This is a genomic window from Amycolatopsis iheyensis (assembly GCF_024703995.1).
In the GTDB taxonomy this organism is placed as follows: domain Bacteria; phylum Actinomycetota; class Actinomycetes; order Mycobacteriales; family Pseudonocardiaceae; genus Amycolatopsis; species Amycolatopsis iheyensis.
Genome location: NZ_JAMXQV010000009.1, coordinates 305,964 through 320,531 on the forward strand (window position 1 = coordinate 305,964; position 14,568 = coordinate 320,531).

General features: G+C 72.5%; 14 protein-coding genes and 1 pseudogene. 6 read left to right on the forward strand and 9 right to left on the reverse strand.

The annotated features are described in order from the left end of the window. Window positions 1–26 precede the first annotated feature (26 nt). Together M8542_RS20275 and M8542_RS20280 are read left to right on the forward strand one after the other, a co-directional pair. Window positions 27–884 carry an amidohydrolase family protein gene (locus tag M8542_RS20275; protein WP_257921776.1) on the forward strand — a complete coding sequence of 286 codons (858 nt, stop codon included), beginning with the start codon at window positions 27–29 and terminating at the stop codon, window positions 882–884. 105 nt (window positions 885–989) lie between these two features. Then, window positions 990–1,637: a GTP pyrophosphokinase gene (locus M8542_RS20280; RefSeq protein ID WP_257921777.1), complete on the forward strand. Its 648-nt coding sequence runs from the start codon at window positions 990–992 to the stop codon at window positions 1,635–1,637. 1 nt (window position 1,638) lies between these two features. Here M8542_RS20280 and M8542_RS20285 read toward each other — a convergent pair whose 3' ends face one another. After that, entirely contained in the window at window positions 1,639–2,280 is a 642-nt protein-coding gene (locus tag M8542_RS20285; RefSeq protein ID WP_257921778.1) for a TetR/AcrR family transcriptional regulator C-terminal domain-containing protein, read from the reverse strand. Further along, a complete protein-coding gene (locus M8542_RS20290) occupies window positions 2,277–3,578 on the reverse strand; it encodes a cytochrome P450 (protein WP_257921825.1) in 1,302 nt (433 codons plus the stop codon). Before M8542_RS20290 ends, M8542_RS20285 begins: the two co-directional genes overlap by 4 nt. Window positions 3,579–3,657: 79 nt before the next feature. Here M8542_RS20290 and M8542_RS20295 point away from each other — a divergent pair. Further along, a pseudogene (locus tag M8542_RS20295) lies at window positions 3,658–4,026 on the forward strand (ester cyclase); the annotation flags it as partial. Between the two features lie 46 nt (window positions 4,027–4,072). Here the strand turns inward: M8542_RS20295 and M8542_RS20300 are convergent. Continuing rightward, entirely contained in the window at window positions 4,073–5,047 is a 975-nt protein-coding gene (locus M8542_RS20300) for an EamA family transporter (protein WP_257921779.1), read from the reverse strand. Window positions 5,048–5,115: 68 nt separating this feature from the next. Between M8542_RS20300 and M8542_RS20305 the strand changes: the two genes are divergently transcribed. Then, entirely contained in the window at window positions 5,116–5,973 is an 858-nt protein-coding gene (locus M8542_RS20305; RefSeq protein ID WP_257921780.1) for a LysR family transcriptional regulator, read from the forward strand. On the opposite strand, the gene M8542_RS20310 is transcribed toward M8542_RS20305, so the two are convergent. Then, the gene (locus tag M8542_RS20310) at window positions 5,961–6,626 is read right to left on the reverse strand and encodes a DUF998 domain-containing protein (RefSeq protein WP_257921781.1); all 666 of its coding nucleotides are present in this window, start codon (window positions 6,624–6,626) and stop codon (window positions 5,961–5,963) included. The genes M8542_RS20305 and M8542_RS20310 overlap by 13 nt on opposite strands. Before the next feature lie 207 nt (window positions 6,627–6,833). Here M8542_RS20310 and M8542_RS20315 point away from each other — a divergent pair, with 207 nt between their 5' ends. Next, complete coding sequence (locus tag M8542_RS20315) at window positions 6,834–9,293, forward strand: M14 family zinc carboxypeptidase (protein WP_257921826.1); 2,460 nt, start codon at window positions 6,834–6,836, stop codon at window positions 9,291–9,293. 43 nt (window positions 9,294–9,336) lie between these two features. Here the strand turns inward: M8542_RS20315 and M8542_RS20320 are convergent, their stop codons facing one another. The 4 genes from M8542_RS20320 to M8542_RS20335 form a co-directional block, all read right to left on the reverse strand. Further along, window positions 9,337–9,942, reverse strand: a complete 606-nt coding sequence (locus M8542_RS20320; protein ID WP_257921782.1) for a LysE family translocator — start codon at window positions 9,940–9,942, stop codon at window positions 9,337–9,339. Then, a complete protein-coding gene (locus M8542_RS20325; protein WP_257921827.1) occupies window positions 9,939–11,033 on the reverse strand; it encodes a J domain-containing protein in 1,095 nt (364 codons plus the stop codon). The genes M8542_RS20320 and M8542_RS20325 overlap by 4 nt, the downstream gene beginning before the upstream one ends. 436 nt (window positions 11,034–11,469) lie before the next feature. Next, the gene (locus M8542_RS20330) at window positions 11,470–13,053 is read right to left on the reverse strand and encodes an AMP-binding protein (RefSeq protein ID WP_257921783.1); all 1,584 of its coding nucleotides are present in this window, start codon (window positions 13,051–13,053) and stop codon (window positions 11,470–11,472) included. Then, on the reverse strand, window positions 13,010–13,384 hold the full coding sequence (locus M8542_RS20335; protein WP_257921784.1) for a hypothetical protein: 375 nt from the start codon (window positions 13,382–13,384) through the stop codon (window positions 13,010–13,012). The genes M8542_RS20330 and M8542_RS20335 overlap by 44 nt, the downstream gene beginning before the upstream one ends. On the opposite strand from M8542_RS20335, the gene M8542_RS20340 reads away from it, so the two are divergent. Further along, window positions 13,383–13,844 (forward strand): LysR substrate-binding domain-containing protein, encoded by a 462-nt coding sequence (locus M8542_RS20340; protein WP_257921828.1) that lies wholly within the window; start codon window positions 13,383–13,385, stop codon window positions 13,842–13,844. The two genes, M8542_RS20335 and M8542_RS20340, sit on opposite strands and share 2 nt — an antisense overlap. 1 nt (window position 13,845) lies before the next feature. Here the strand turns inward: M8542_RS20340 and M8542_RS20345 are convergent, their stop codons facing one another. Next, a complete protein-coding gene (locus tag M8542_RS20345; protein WP_257921785.1) occupies window positions 13,846–14,565 on the reverse strand; it encodes a transporter substrate-binding domain-containing protein in 720 nt (239 codons plus the stop codon). Between the last annotated feature and the right edge of the window lie 3 nt (window positions 14,566–14,568).

Here is a 14,568-nt window from a genome sequence, read left to right on the forward strand (position 1 = left end):
CCGCCGGTGCCTGCCACACTGACCGGGTGGAGTTCGACCCCGAGCGGAAGCTCACCCGCTGCCCCGGCCCGGACCCGCGGCCCCACGCCCCGGTCCGGGTCGACGTGCCGCCCGGGTCCGTCGACACCCACGCCCACGTCGTCGGCGCGACCGGGTTCGTCGACCACCGCAGCTTCACCCCGCCACCGGCCTCCGCCGCCGACTACCTCGCCATGCTCGCCGCCACCGGGCTGACCTACGGCGTCCTCGTGCAGGTCAGCGTGCACGGCACCGACAACACCCTCCTCCTCGACACCCTCCGCGCCCACCCCGGGCAGCTCAAGGGCGTCGCCGTCGTGGACCCGGGCATTTCCGACACCGCCCTCGCCGAACTCCACGACGCCGGCGTCACCGGGCTCCGCGTCAACACCCTCACGCGGGGCGGTGTCGGTTTCGATGCCCTCGAAACGCTCGAAGCGATCTGCCTCGAACACGGCTGGCACCTGCAGTTCTTCACCGACGCGGCCACGCTCGACCCGGTCCGGCTGGCGAAGCTGCGCGTCCCGTACGTCCTCGACCACCTCGGCGCCCCCGACCTCGCGAAGGACAACCGTCGCGTCCGAGGCCTGGTCTCCGACGGCGCCTGGGTCAAGCTCTCCGGCGCGAACCGGCTGGCCGAGCCGCCGTACGCCGAGACCGTGGAGTTCGCGCGCGAACTCGTCTCCGCCGCGCCGGACCGGTGCGTTTACGGCTCCGACTGGCCGCACGTCGGCTTCTGGGGTCCGATGCCCAACGACGGCGACCTCGTCGACCTCCTCGCCGACTGGGTGCCCGACCCCGCCACCCGCGCGGCCGTCCTCGGCGCGAACGCCCGCCGGCTCTACGGCTTCCCGGAACCGGCGTGACCCGACCGGGTGACCGCCGGGAACTCCGGCCCGCCGCCGGCCGTTGACCGGGTAGCACACAGTAACCTGGTGCGCGGAAACGACCGACGACAGCACGAGGCTTCAGTGACCACCGACCCGGCGGCCGAGGACCTGCGGGAAGCGGCCGACGAGTTCGCCGTCGCCGGGCAGCTCCCGCGCTTCCTCCTGATGTACAAGTTCGCCATCGAAGAGCTGATGACGAAACTGCGGATCCTCAGCGAGGAGTTCGACTTCGTCCACCAGCACGACCCAATCGAGCACATCACCAGCCGCGTCAAGCGGCCGGAGGCGATCAAGGAAAAGGTCCACCGGCGCGGCCTCGGCGAAGACTGGATCTCCGTCGCGCACGTCCTCGACGACATCGCCGGCATCCGCGTGGTCTGCCCGTTCGTCGACGACGTCTACGAGGTGGCCCGCATGCTCACCGCGCAGGACGACGTCGAACTGTTGCGCACCAAGGACTACGTCGCCCAGCCGAAGCCCAACGGCTACCGCAGCCTGCACCTGATCGTGCGCATCCCGGTGTTCCTGTCGAACCGGGTCGAGAAGGTCAAGGTCGAGATCCAGCTGCGCACCATCGCGATGGACTTCTGGGCGGCGGTGGAGCACAAGCTGTCCTACAAGTACGCCGACAGCGTGCCGCCGGACTTCGCGGGCGAGCTCGCCGCGGCGGCCCGCACGGCCGCGGACCTCGACGCTCGGATGGCCGCCCTGCACGAACGGATCCGCTGAGTCAGGGCGCCAGGGCGTCGAGCAGGATCCGCAGCCCGAACTCGAACTCCGTCTCGTGGTCGCACACGGCCAAGTACGGCGCCGCCGCGGCGACGGCCGGCAGCCCGGACGCCTCGAGCTCTTCGAGCCGCTCACGGCTGCCGTGGGAAAACGTCGGCGCCGCGCTGACTTCGCGCATCAGCGTGCCGATCAGGAACGCCAGCACCGCCCGCAGCCCGTGCACCGCCCGCTCCGGCGGGTAGCCCGCCGCGAGCAGCGGGCCGAGCACGGCTTCGACCGGCTCGAGCGCGGTCAGCGACGCGAGCCGGCGGGTGAGCACGAGCGGCGCCGCGCGCGGGTGACCGAGCACCGCGCCCCGGAACCCGTGCGCGAGCGCGGACATCGTCGTCCGCAGGTCCGGCCCCGGCGTGGTGGCGGGGATCGCGGCGAGCAGCACCTCGGCGATCCCGTCCAGCAGCGCCTCCTTGCCGTCGACGTGGTTGTACAGGCTCATCGGGTCGACGCCGAGCCGGCGTGCGAGCTTGCGCATGCTGACCGCGTCGAGGCCTTCTTCGTCGACGAGCGCCAGGGCCTCGCGCAGGATCCGGTCCCGCGACAGGCCGGTGTCCGAGTCCTTGGGCGGGCGGCCGCGCCGGGTCGTCACGGGGCGAGCACCGCCGGCAGGCTTTCGTAGCCACGCAGGATGCGCGTCGCGCGGCGGCGGCCGCCGGGCAGCACCCGCAGGCCGGGGAACCGCTCGAAGATCGACCGCAGCCCGATCTCGCCCTCCATGCGGGCCAGCGACGCGCCGAGGCAGTGGTGCCGCCCGGCGCCGAAGGAGACGTGGTCGCGGGCGTCGTCCCGGGTGACGTCGAAGGCCGCCGGGTCGGCGAAGACCGCCGGGTCCCGGTTCGCGCCGGCCAGCACCGTGGTCACCAGCGCCCCGCGTCGCACCGGGACGCCGACGACCTCGGTGTCGCGCGTCGCGATGCGCCCGGTGAGCAGCACCGGCGGGTCGTGGCGCAGCACTTCCTCGACGGCGTTGCCCCACAGCCGCGGCCGTTCGCGCAGCACGGCCAGCTGCTCCGGGTGCGCGGCGAGCAGGGCGATCCCGCTGCCGAGCAGGTTGACGGTCGTTTCGAAACCGGCGGCCAGCACCAGGCCCGCGGTGGACTTCAGCTCGGTCTCGGTGAGCCCGACGCCGTCGTCGCGCGCCGCGACGAGCTTGCTGAACAGGTCGTCGCCGGGGTGGCGGCGGAGGTGGTCGAGGTGCTCGCCGAGCCAGGCGTCGAACTCGCCCAGCGCGCTCTCGACGTCGCGGAACGTGCGCCACCCCAGCCCGAGGTCGAGGCTGGGCGCGGCGGCCGAGCCGAGGGAGAGGACCTTGCCGAGGTCGGCGGGCGGCACGCCGAGGATCTGGCTGATCACGGTGACCGGCAGCAGCCCGCAGTAGGACTCGACCAGGTCGAGCGGGCCGGGGCCGAGGCGGTCGAGCAGGTCGTCGGCGATTTCCTGGACGCGGCCGCGCAGCTGCTCGACGGCGCGCGCGGTGAACACGCCGGTGACCAGCTTGCGGTAGCGCGTGTGCTCGGGCGGGTTGACGGCCAGCAGCGACGGCGGGCGCACCGGGTGCAGGTGCTCGGCGGCCGACCACTCGACGAGCCGGCCCAGCGGCGAGCCGTCGGCGCCGACGATGCCGACGCGGAAGGCGTCGCTACCGAGCACCTCCCGCACCGCGGCGTGCGTGGTGGTCATCCAGCCGAAGCGGGTGCGGGCGAGCGGGCCGGCGGCGCGGATCTCCTCGAACAGCCCGGTGAGGTCACGCCCGTCCGCGGCGGCGACCACCATCCGCCCCTGGAGATCGCCGCGCCGGGCTTCGCGACGCAGGACGGTCCGGGGGAGCGCGTGGCCGAGGCTCCAGCGGACAACGGGTTTGGCGCGGGCCAGGGCGGCGTCGAGCACGGTCACGGCATCCTCCGCGGTCGGTTCCCTACAGTGTAGGTTATCGTCGGATACCTACGGTGTAGCTGCAAGGAGCGCGATGAGCGAGTTCGACATCCCCGCCCCGGAGGTCCTGGCCGCGCGGCAGCGGCTGGTGCTCGACCACTTCCGGGACGAGGTCGCCCAGGACTGGGACGCGACGCTGTCGACGTTCCCGCACCCGCACTACGAAGTGATCGCGACGATGACGGTCCACGACGGCGGCGCCGCGGTGCGCGGCTACTACCACGACACGCGCGTGGCGTTCCCCGACCAGCACCACGAGCTGATCGCGCTGCGGCACAGCGCCGACGCCGTCGTCGTCGAGTTCTGGCTGCTGGGCACGCACCTCGGCCCGTTCGGCGCGATCCCCGCCACCGGGTCCCGCTTCCGCGTCCGGATGACCGCGTACTTCGTGTTCGACGCCGAGGAGAAGCTCGTCTGCGAGCGCATCTACTTCGACACGCTCTCGATGCTCAAGCAGCTGATCGGCGGGGTGGACAAGAAGAACCCGAAGAACTGGCCGCTGCTGCTGCGGGTGGCGCGGGGGTTCCTGGCGATGTCGGGTGCGGAGCCGGACCGTCGGCTGACGGCGACGACGGAACCGGTGCTGCAGGTCTGAGCACCGCGAGGACGTTGACCGCGACGATCACGCCGATCGCCGCCCACGCGAGCGCGTCGAGGCGCTGGCCGAGCACCACCCAGCCGACCAGCGCAGCCAGCACCGGGTTGACGCTCATCACCGTGCCGAACACCGGCGCCGGGATCCGCCGCAGCGTCAGCAGGTCGGCCAGCATCGGCACGGCCGACGACAGGACGCCGGCCGTCACCGCGGCCAGTACCGCGCCGAGGTCCGGCCGGTGCGCGATCATCGCGAAGACGCCGACCGGCACGTACGCGAGCCCGGACGCACCCGCGGCGGCCGCCGAGCCTTCGACGCCGGGGATGCGCGCGCCGATGGCGCGGTTGAGCAGGATGTAGCTCGCCCAGCACGCCGCCGCGAGCAGGGCCAGGCCGATGCCGAGGTAGTCGGTGCTCGGCCGGGGCCGCACCAGGACCAGCACGGCCGCCGCGGCGACCAGCGCGCCCAGCAGGTCGCCTCGCCGCCGCGACCCCGCCAGCGCGACCGCGAGAGGACCGAGGAACTCCAGCGTGACCGCCAGACCGAGGCCGATCCGGTCGACCGCGCTGTAGAGCGCGAGGTTCATCGTCCCGAACACCAGCGCCAGGGCCAGGACGAGCCGCCACTGCCCGGTGGTGAACGCGCGCAGCCGCGGCCGTCCGGTCGCCAGCAGCACGACGGCCGCGACCCACTGGCGGACCGCGACGACGCCGGCCGGGCCCAGCTGGGGGAACGCGAGCGCCGCCACGGACGCGCCGACCTGGTTGGCCAGCCCGCTGCCCGCCATCAGCGCCGCAGCCAGCCGGCGCCCGTCACCCGTGTTCGTCATACCCCGACTATCAGGCTCCGGCACGCATACGCAAAATGCATGCGACACGCCAGCGATACGCTGAACGCATGGATGCCGAGCTCGAGCTGCGCCACCTGCGTCACCTCGTCGCGGTCGTGGACACCGGGAGCTTCACCGACGCCGGGCTCGAGCTCGGCGTCTCGCAGGCGACGGTGTCGCGGACGGTGCTCGCGCTGGAGCGCGTCCTCGGGGTCCGGCTGCTGCACCGCACCAGCCGGACCGTCGAGCCGACCACGGCCGGGGTCGCCGTCCTCGCCCGCGCGAGGGTCCTGCTGGCCGACGCCGAAACGCTGGTGCACGAGGTCACCACCGGGCACACCCGGCTGCGGCTGGGTCACGCGTGGTCGGCGGCCGGCCGGCACACGCGGGAGTTCCAGCGCCGCTGGCAGGACCGCTACCCGGACGTCGAGCTGCAGCTGGTCCGGACCAACACCGCGACCGGCGGGCTGGCCGAGGGACGCTGCGACCTGGCCCTCGTCCGGACCGCCGTCGACACCCGCCGGTACGCCCACGTCCTGGTCGGGCACGAACGCCGGTGCGTGGCGCTGGCCTCGGACGACCCGTGGGCGCGTCGCCGCTCGGTCCCGTTCGCCGAGCTCGCCGGCCGGACGCTCGTCGTCGACCGGCGCACCGGCACCACGACGGCGGACCTGTGGCCCGAGGACGCGCGCCCGGCAGTCGAGTACACCCACGACATCGACGACTGGCTGGCGGCGATCGCGACCGGGCGCTGCGCCGGTGTCACGCCGGAAGCCACCGCGGCGCAGTACCGGCGTGACGGCATCCGCTACCGCCCGCTGCGCGACGCGCCGAGCGTGCCGGTGCACCTGATCTGGCGCCACCGCGACGCCCACCCGGCAACGCACCTGGCGGCGGCCCTGCTGACGGAGCTCTACCGCGGCTGAGGTGGTCCGGACCGGGTGCCGACCGGGGCGAGCAGCACACCCAGCGCGACCAGCTCGGTCAGCGCCATCCCGCGTTCCACCAGCCCGAGCGGGATCAGCGTCCACCAGCGGCCGCCCTCGGTCGCGGCCACCACGACCGCGCCGAGGATCACCGCGAACCAGCCCAGTGACGCGATCGCCAGCACGCGCGCGAGCCACCGGCGGCCGGGCGAGCCCGGGAACGCCGCGCGCGCCGCGACCAGCACGGCCAGCGGCAGCGCGACGAACGCGACCACGCTCGCGATCCGGTGCAGCGTGCCGCCGAAGTCCGAGCGGGAAACCGTGGCCCAGTCCGGCTTCGGGAAGGCCACGATCACCAGCAGCCCGACCGTCCACAGTGTACCGAGAATCGCCGCGGGCACCGGGAGCCGCCGCTGGCTGCTCAGCACCGCCAGCCCCGCGGCCGAGCCGAGCGCGACCAGGACCACGGCCAGGTCGAACAGCCACTTGTGGTCGGACAGGCCGTATTCGCTGATCGTGCGGCGGGTCGCGCTGATCTGGTCGGTCGGCGGGATGACCTGCAGCAGCAACACCAACGCGGCGCCGAGGACGAGCGCGGCGACACCCGCCAGCGAGACCGCGACCGACGTTCGTCGCGCAGGGACCGTGACCATGAACCGACAGTAGCCGAGCAGTGGTTGAACTCCCGGTGAAATGTCCTTTTGGTGGCTTGGCAGTGTGAAGACCAGGTGAAGCAGTACGACTTACGGCGGTTACCGCAGCGGGTTTTCGTCCATTACGGTCACTCGCTACCGGTACGTCCGTTGGTGCCGGCCTCGTCAAGGAGGTCTTTGCCTGTGGGGAATTCACCAAGAAGACTGGTGCTGCTGGCCTCGGCGGTGGCACTGTCCGCAACGTTCGTCGCGTTGCCCGCGGGGACGGCCGGCGCGGCGCAGAACATCCTGCGCGCCGACAAGTCCGTGACGCGCTCGTGCTTCGCGAAACTGCTGCCCAAGGGCACTTCGGGCACCGACCGCCGCGAGCTGACGTCCACCGTGGACGGCCTCGTCCAGGCGCGTCTCAAGGCGACCAAGGGCGCCGAAGGCGACTGGGACGTCGCCGTGTTCGACAAGACCACGGGCGCGGTCGTCGCCGCCTCCGCGGCGTTGCGCTCCCACGAACTCGCCGAAAGCTTCGTGAAGAAGGGCCAGCAGCTCGTCGTCCAGGGCTGCCGCAACGGCGGCCCGGCCGACCAGGTCCAGCTGGGCGTCGACTTCCTGGCGCTGACGCCGCAGGGCACGCCGACCACCGCGCAGAAGGCGCAGCTGGTGCGCGTCCAGACCCCGACGCGCGCCGACAAGACCAAGCTCAACGGGCTCGGCCTCGACGTCACGGAGAAGGGTGACGCGACCGGTGTCGAGGTCGTCCTGGCCGACGACGCCGACCGGCAGACCCTGACCAGCAGCGGCCTGAAGTCGAGCGTCGTCACGGCCGACCTGTCGGCCAAGTCCGTCGCCGACGCGAAGGCCGACCGCGCGTACGCCGCGGCGACGCCCAAGTCCGTGCTGCCCTCGGGCCGGACCAGCTACCGCCACCTCTACGACTACGAGTACGAGATGAAGGAGCTGGCGCGCAAGAACCCGGGCCTCGTTTCGGCGTTCACCATGCCGGAGCCGACCTGGGAAGGCCGCGACGTCATGGGGCTGGAGATCGCCACCGACGTCAAGAACGTCACCGACGGCAAGCCGGTCGACTTCACCATGGGCGTGCACCACGCTCGTGAGTGGCCGGCGGGCGAGCACGTCATGGAGTGGGCGTACGAGCTGGTCAACGGCTACTCGCACGACAACTCGATCCGGAGCATGGTCGGCAAGACCCGCAACATCATCGTGCCGATCGTCAACCCGGACGGCTTCGACATCTCCCGCGAAGCCGAGCCCAAGGGTGACTTCACCCGGTTCGACTACGAGATGAAGCGCAAGAACTGCAACGTCAACGACTCGCCGCCGCAGTACGCCACCGGCGTTTGCAAGGCCAACCCCGGCGGCCGCATCCGCGGCACCGACCCGAACCGCAACTACGCCGGGTTCTGGGGCGGCAACGGCGCCGAGATCGCGTGGAGCGGCGACACCTTCCGCGGGTCCGCGCCGTTCTCCGAGCCCGAGTCGCGCAACATCCGCTCGATCGTGTCGAGCCGCCAGGTCACGAACCTGATCACCTGGCACACCAACGCGGCACTGGTGCTGCGCCCGCCGGGCGTGGCCGACGTGCGGCCGCCGCTGGAGGAGCCGGCGTACAAGGCGCTCGGTGACAAGCTGGCCTCGCGCAACGGCTACACGAGCGAGCCGAGCTGGGCGCTCTACGACACGACCGGCACCACCGAGGACTGGTCGTACTGGGCCACCGGTGGCTGGGGCTTCACCATCGAGGTCGGCGGCGCCGGCTTCCACGAGGCATACGAGACCGCGGTCGTCGCCGAGTACGCCGGGCTGGCCCCGACGACCGGCGCGGGCAAGGGCGGCAACCGGGCGGCGCTGCTGGACATGCTGGCCAACACCGCCGACCCGCAGGCGCACTCGACGCTGATCGGCTCGGCGCCGAAGGGCTACCAGCTGAAGCTGCACAAGACGTTCCAGACGCCGACGTCGCCGGTGATCCAGCCCGACGGCTCCACCAAGCCGCCGATCTACGTCACCGACGACCTGAACTCGACGTTCACCACCACCGGCGGGCGGTTCGCCTGGTCGGTCAACCCCTCGACCCGGCCGTACGTCGCGGGTCGCTACGGGCGCGACCCGCAGGGCCCGGCGCAGCAGGGCTTCGCGGTGACGAACCCGGCCGGGGTGCCGCCGATCAACCAGAACTACCCGGCCGATCCGGCGGGTGACACGTTCACCTTCCACGTCAACGGCATGCCGCAGGTGGACAACGGGAAGTTCAGCGTCAACATCAACTGGGCGAACACGGCCACCGACTGGGACCTGTTCATCTACGACGCGGCGGGCAACCTGGTCAGCTCGTCGGCCAACGGCGGCACGACGTCCGAGCACGCCGTGCTGTTCGACCCGCCGGCCGGTGACTACACGGCCGTGGTCGTGAACTACGACCAGGCGAACCCGAACGCGGTCGACGACTGGACCGGCGACGTGTCGTTCTCGTCGCCGATCCCGCCGACGTACGGGACGAAGGAGGCCTACCAGCTGACCTGCTCGACGGCCAAGGGCAAGCTGGTCGGCGTGGCGGACGTCTACGCGGACCGCGGCCAGACGGTCGACGTCGGCGAGGTCTGCACCCGCTCCGCGCACGCGCAGAAGCAGCGCGCCTCGGGTGGTACCCGGTAGTTGGTCGATCCGTGAAGGCCTTCTCGCTGCGGCGAGGAGGCCTTCACGGCGTTACGGCGAGGGTGATGCCGAGGACGACGAGAACCGTGCCGACGGTGCGGTTCAGGGCCGGTTTCGCGTGCTCGTACCAGCGCTGGGTGGCGGGCGCGGAGAACAGCAGGGCGACCGACAGGTGCCAGGCCGTCGAGGCCACGACGATGAGCGCGACCGCGGCCGCTTTGACGGCGGCGGGTTCGGTGGGCGGCAGGGTCGCGGTCAGGACGCTGCCGAAGAACGCGGCGGCCTTGGGGTTGGTCAGGTTGCTGAGCACGCCCTGGCGGAACGCGCTGCCGTGCTTCGTCGGCGGGGCGGCGTCCGGCGCGCGGGCCTTCAGCCAGAGTTTGAGGCCGAGCCAGGCGAGGTAAGCGCCGCAGACGATGCGCAGAGCCGTGGCGAGCCAGGGTTCGCGTGCCAGCACCGCTCCCAGTCCGAAGACGGCTACCGCGGCCAGCACCCCGCCCGCCGCGACCACCCCGAGCGCGACCGCCACGGCGGCCCGGCGCGTCCCGGCCGCGGCCGTGTGCGCGATGAGCACGAAGTTCGGGCCGGGGGAGACCGCGGCGGGGAGGTAGGCCAGCAGCACCGTGCCCAGCGTGGCCGCCGGGCTCACGCGGCCCGGCCGCCCCCGCCGACCACCTGGTCACGCATCGTCCGCAGCGCCTGGTGGTCCACAGTGGACGGATCGGCGGCGAGCCACTCGCCGATCTCGTGCAGGAACTCCTCGGGCGTCATCGGCGCGGCCGGCAGGTCGTCCGGGTCGGCCGTGGTCAGGTCGCCGCTGCGGCTCGGGTACACGATCATCGCCCCGCGCAGCGCCACGCCCGGCAGCAGGTCGCGGTAGGCGGCGAGGCTCTCGGCGAGCCGGCTGCCGCCGCCGCGGAACGGCCGGCCGTTGCGCAGCAGCCGGCCGTCTTCGGCGGTCTCGTAGTGCCCGGGCAGCCACAGCTTCGACTCGATCAGCACCAGCCGCTTCCCGCACAGCACCGCGTGGTCGACGTCGGCGAACACCGAGCCGGGCCAGGCGAGGCCGTGGAAGATCCGGGCGCCGGGCAGCCGGGTCAGGTAGCGCTCGAGCAGGTCGGCGGTGAGCCGCTCGGCCAGCTCGTCGCGCTCGGTGCCGGGCGCGCCGAAGACGGTCCGGCCGCCGAACTCCTCGGCGAAGGCCTCGCGGGCCCGGTTCGCCCGCAGGTAGCCGCGCGCCAGGCGCTGGACGAGCAGCGCGGTGCCGGCGGTCAGCAGCAGCCAGACGATCAGCACCGGCGTGCTGAACCCGACCCCGGTGACCAGCGGCAGCAGCACGAGCACCATCCCGGCCACCGCGGCGACCACGGGCGTGTGCCCCGGTCCGCGGCGGCGGCCGTGGCGCATCCGGGTGTCCTGGCCGGCGAAGTGCCACCAGCTCAGGTCTTCGGCGTCGAGTTCGGGCAGGTCGGGGACGAACCCCGGCTCGTCGCCGAAGCGGCGGCGGGGTCGCGGCCGAACCGGCACGGGCACCACGGTGGCGCCGTTCGAGTCGTAGCGGGCGCGGGCGACGGGATCGCTCAGGACGTCGTAGGCCTCGCGGAGCAGCCGGAACGTGCCGACCGTGCCGCCGCCGTCGGGGTGCATGGTCTTCGCCAGCCGGCGGTAGGCCGTCTTGACGTCGGTCGCCGTGGCGTCCCGGCGGAGGCCGAGCACCTCGTAGAAGTCGACCTCGGGCACGCTGGTGTTCACCTCCGGATGGCTGCGCGAAAGACTTTATGGGACCCGGTTTCCGGGCCGGTCACCGCCTCTTCGGCGCGTCGGGGTGATGGTCCTCCGGCGCAGGTCAGTGCGTGTCCGAAGGTTTACCGCTGACGGCCGGGGTTTCGCGCCTCCCGCGCTCGCGGGGGGTGGCGGGTGCGTGACGGGCTCCTGTGCGGTCGCCCGGTCGCGTTTCCGGTGCTCCGTGACTGTCTACTGAGGACTCTTTGTCACCTGGAAGTGTTGCGGCATGGTCGGGTGCAGCGGCTTTGGTGACTTTTCGTAGCCGGATTTCACCTGAACAGACGCGAACACGTGTTCGAATCCGTGGGTAAGCTGAACGCATGTCCTCGGCACCCCACGAACGTGACGGGCCCACCGCCACCCCACCTCGGCAGCGGGCCCGTCACCCCGTTCACCGCTCGCGCAGCAGGAAGCGCTGGAGCTTCCCGCTGGCGTTGCGCGGCAATGCGTCGATGAACCGCACCCGGCGCGGGTACTTGTACGGCGCGGCAACGGCTTTGGCGTGCTCCTGCAGGGCGCGCACCACGTCCGGGCCGGGCGGCACGCCGGGCCGGAGCACGACGAAGGCGGTCACCACCGCGCCCCGATCCGGATCGGGCGTGCCGACGACCGCGCACTCGTCGACGTCCGGGTGGGTCAGCAGCACTTCTTCGACCTCGGGAGCGGCGATGTTGTAACCGGAGGAGACGATCATGTCGTCGCTGCGCGCCACGAACCGGAAGTACCCGTCGGGTTCGCGCACATAGGTGTCGCCGGTCAGGTTCCAGCCGTCGTGCACGTAGTCGGCCTGTCGCGGGTCCTCGAGGTAGCGGCAGCCGGTGGGGCCCTGCACGGCGAGGCGCCCGGGCGTGCCGTCGGGCGCGGGCTCGCCGTCGAGGTCGAGCACGGCGGCGCGGAACCCGGGCACGACGGTGCCGGTCGTGCCCGGGCGCACGGCGTCGTCGGCGGCGGAGATGAACACGTGGAGCATCTCCGTGCTGCCGATGCCGTCGATGAGCGGCCGCCCGACGACCTCGCGGTACTGCTCGGCCACGGTGGCGGGCAACGCTTCCCCGGCGGAGACGGCGCGGCGGACGCCGGCCAGCAGGGGACCGTCGCCGGAGCCGAGGATCGCGCGGTAGGCGGTGGGCGCGGTGAACAGCACGGTCACCGAGTGCTCGGCGACGATCGAGGCCAGCTCCTTGGGGGTGGCGCGTTCCAGTAGCAGCACCGACGCGCCGGCGTGCAGCGGGAAGACGAGCAGGCCGCCCAGGCCGAAGGTGAACGCCAGCGGCGGCGTGCCGCAGAAGAGGTCGTCCGCGGTGGGGCGGAGGACGTGCCGGGAGAAGGTGTCGGCGATGGCGAGCAGGTCGCGGTGGAAGTGCATGGTCGCCTTGGGGGTCCCGGTGGTGCCGGAGGTGAAGGCGAGCAGGGCGACGTCGTCGGCGGCGGTTTCGACGTCGGCGAAGGTGGCCGGGTGGCGGGCGCAGCGTTCGGCCAGCTCGGCGCCGTAGGAGACGACGGGTAGCCCGGGCGGCAGTTCGTCGAGCAGGTGCTCGTCGCAGAGGACGACGGCGGGCCGGGCGCGGTCGACGATCTTGTCGAGCTCGTGCCGGCGCAGCATCGGCATCGTCGAGACGGCGACGGCCCCGGCCTTGAGCACGGCGAGCCAGCACGCGGCCAGCCAGGGCGTGTTGGTGCCGCGCAGCAGCACCCGGTTCCCGGGCACGACGCCGAGCTCGGCGGTGAGCACGTGGGCGATCCGGTTGGCGCGCGCGAGGACGTCGCCGTAGGTCCAGGTCTCGTGGAGCGAGCGCAGGCAGGGCCGGTCCGCGCCGAGCCGCTCGACGGCGCCGTCGAGCAGGGCGGTGGCGGCGTTGAGCCGCTCGGGATAGCGCAGCTCGGGCAGGTCGAAGACGAGCCGAGGCCACTGCGCGGCGGGCGGCAGCCGGTCACGGCAGAAGGAGTCGATGTGCGCGCTGGGAGAAAGCCTCATCGCAACCCCTCGGGTCGACCTGCACCACGAGGAAGGTAGCACTCGTTTCGACCGTCGAGAAGGCGCAATGTCGTAGTAATGACGGCAGCGACAGAAGTGCAATGTCCCGAGGTGCGGCCGGCCGACGGCCGAGCTGCTGAGCCACGAAGGCCGCCGCGTGCGGCTCACCCCGGCCGCCGAACTGCTGCTCGGTCACGCCGACGAACTGCACGCGCGCTGGGAAGAAACCCTCGCGGACCTGGCCGCGCTCGGCGAGGGCGACGGCGGCACGTTGCATCGAGGAAGAGACCAAGGACTGCTTCGAGGCGCTGCTCACCGGCGACGCCGACATCGCGGTCGTGCTGCCGACCCCGGACGTCCCGCCGGCCGGCGGGACGCGGTTCGACCAGCACCTCCTGCTCGACGACCGGCTCGACCTCCTGGTCCGCGGCGGGCACCCGCTGGCGCGCCGCGACCGCGTCGAATTCGCCGACGCCGCCGGGGAGAGCTGGGTCGTCAAGACCCGCGACAACGACACCTACCAGCTGCTGCTCGCCGCTTGCGCCGCGGCGGGGTTCACGCCACGCGTCGGGCACCACGTCAAGGAGTGGTACGCCGCGTCCGCCGTCGTCGCCGAAGGGCTCGGTGTCTGCCTGCTGCCGATCCCGTCGGCACACGCGGTCCGGCGGCTCCCGCTGACCGGCTCACCGCGGCCGTCCCGCCGGATTTCGGCCTACGTCCGGCGCGGCAGCGCGGCGCACCCCGTCGTGGCCCGCGGTCTCGCCGCGTTGCGGACTGCCGCGCAGGCGTGACTCAGCCGGGCGGTGCCACCGTGGCATCCGGCTGGTTCGCGCGACGCAGCGCTTCACCGACGAACCCATTGGCCTTCAGCTCCTCGACCAGCTCAGTCAGGAACGCGACGGTCGACGGCCGCCGCGTCAGCGTGGTGCCGACCGCCTGCCGGATCTGCATGAACCGCTCGTCGATCAGCCGGGTCCCCGGGTGGGCGGCGGTGTAGGCGGTCATCGGCTGGCGGATTCCGGCGGCGACCTCCAAACCCTCCTCCTCGAAAACCGTGACACCGTCCGAACCGCGCACCACCGTGGCGTGCGCCAGGGTGCGTGTGAGGTACAGGTCGTACGCCGAACCCTGCTTCACGCCGATGCGGACGCCCGGGTGGTCGACGTCGGCCGGGGATCGGTGGGGGGAGTTGTCCGGGACCACGAACACTCCCTCGATCACGACGTACGGTGCCGTGAACGCCACCTGGGCCGCGCGGGCAGGCTCGATCGCCAGGAAACAGAGGTCCGCCGCGTCCGAGGTCAGGGCCTCGAAGGCCTTGCGGGCCGCGTCGAAGCAGGTGAACTCCACCGGGATGCCCAGCCGCGCCGCCGTCTCCCGGGCCAGGTCCACCGTGACCCCGCCGGGCTCGGCCGGTGTGCCGTGGGCGAGCACCGGGTTGCCGAGGTTGATGGCCGCGCGCAACGTGCCCGAAGGCGCCAGGTCAGCGGCGATGGCCGAAAGATCTCCCATGCC

Excerpts from the sequence above, each read along its gene's own strand:
- M8542_RS20305 (WP_257921780.1), top strand. The coding sequence starts at position 5,116 with ATGGATGCCGAGCTCGAGCTGCGCCACCTGCGTCACCTCGTCGCGGTC.
- M8542_RS20345 (WP_257921785.1), bottom strand. The coding sequence starts at position 14,565 with ATGGGAGATCTTTCGGCCATCGCCGCTGACCTGGCGCCTTCGGGCACG.
- M8542_RS20300 (WP_257921779.1), bottom strand. The coding sequence starts at position 5,047 with ATGACGAACACGGGTGACGGGCGCCGGCTGGCTGCGGCGCTGATGGCG.
- M8542_RS20335 (WP_257921784.1), bottom strand. The coding sequence starts at position 13,384 with ATGTCGGCGTCGCCGGTGAGCAGCGCCTCGAAGCAGTCCTTGGTCTCT.
- M8542_RS20310 (WP_257921781.1), bottom strand. The coding sequence starts at position 6,626 with ATGGTCACGGTCCCTGCGCGACGAACGTCGGTCGCGGTCTCGCTGGCG.
- M8542_RS20330 (WP_257921783.1), bottom strand. The coding sequence starts at position 13,053 with ATGAGGCTTTCTCCCAGCGCGCACATCGACTCCTTCTGCCGTGACCGG.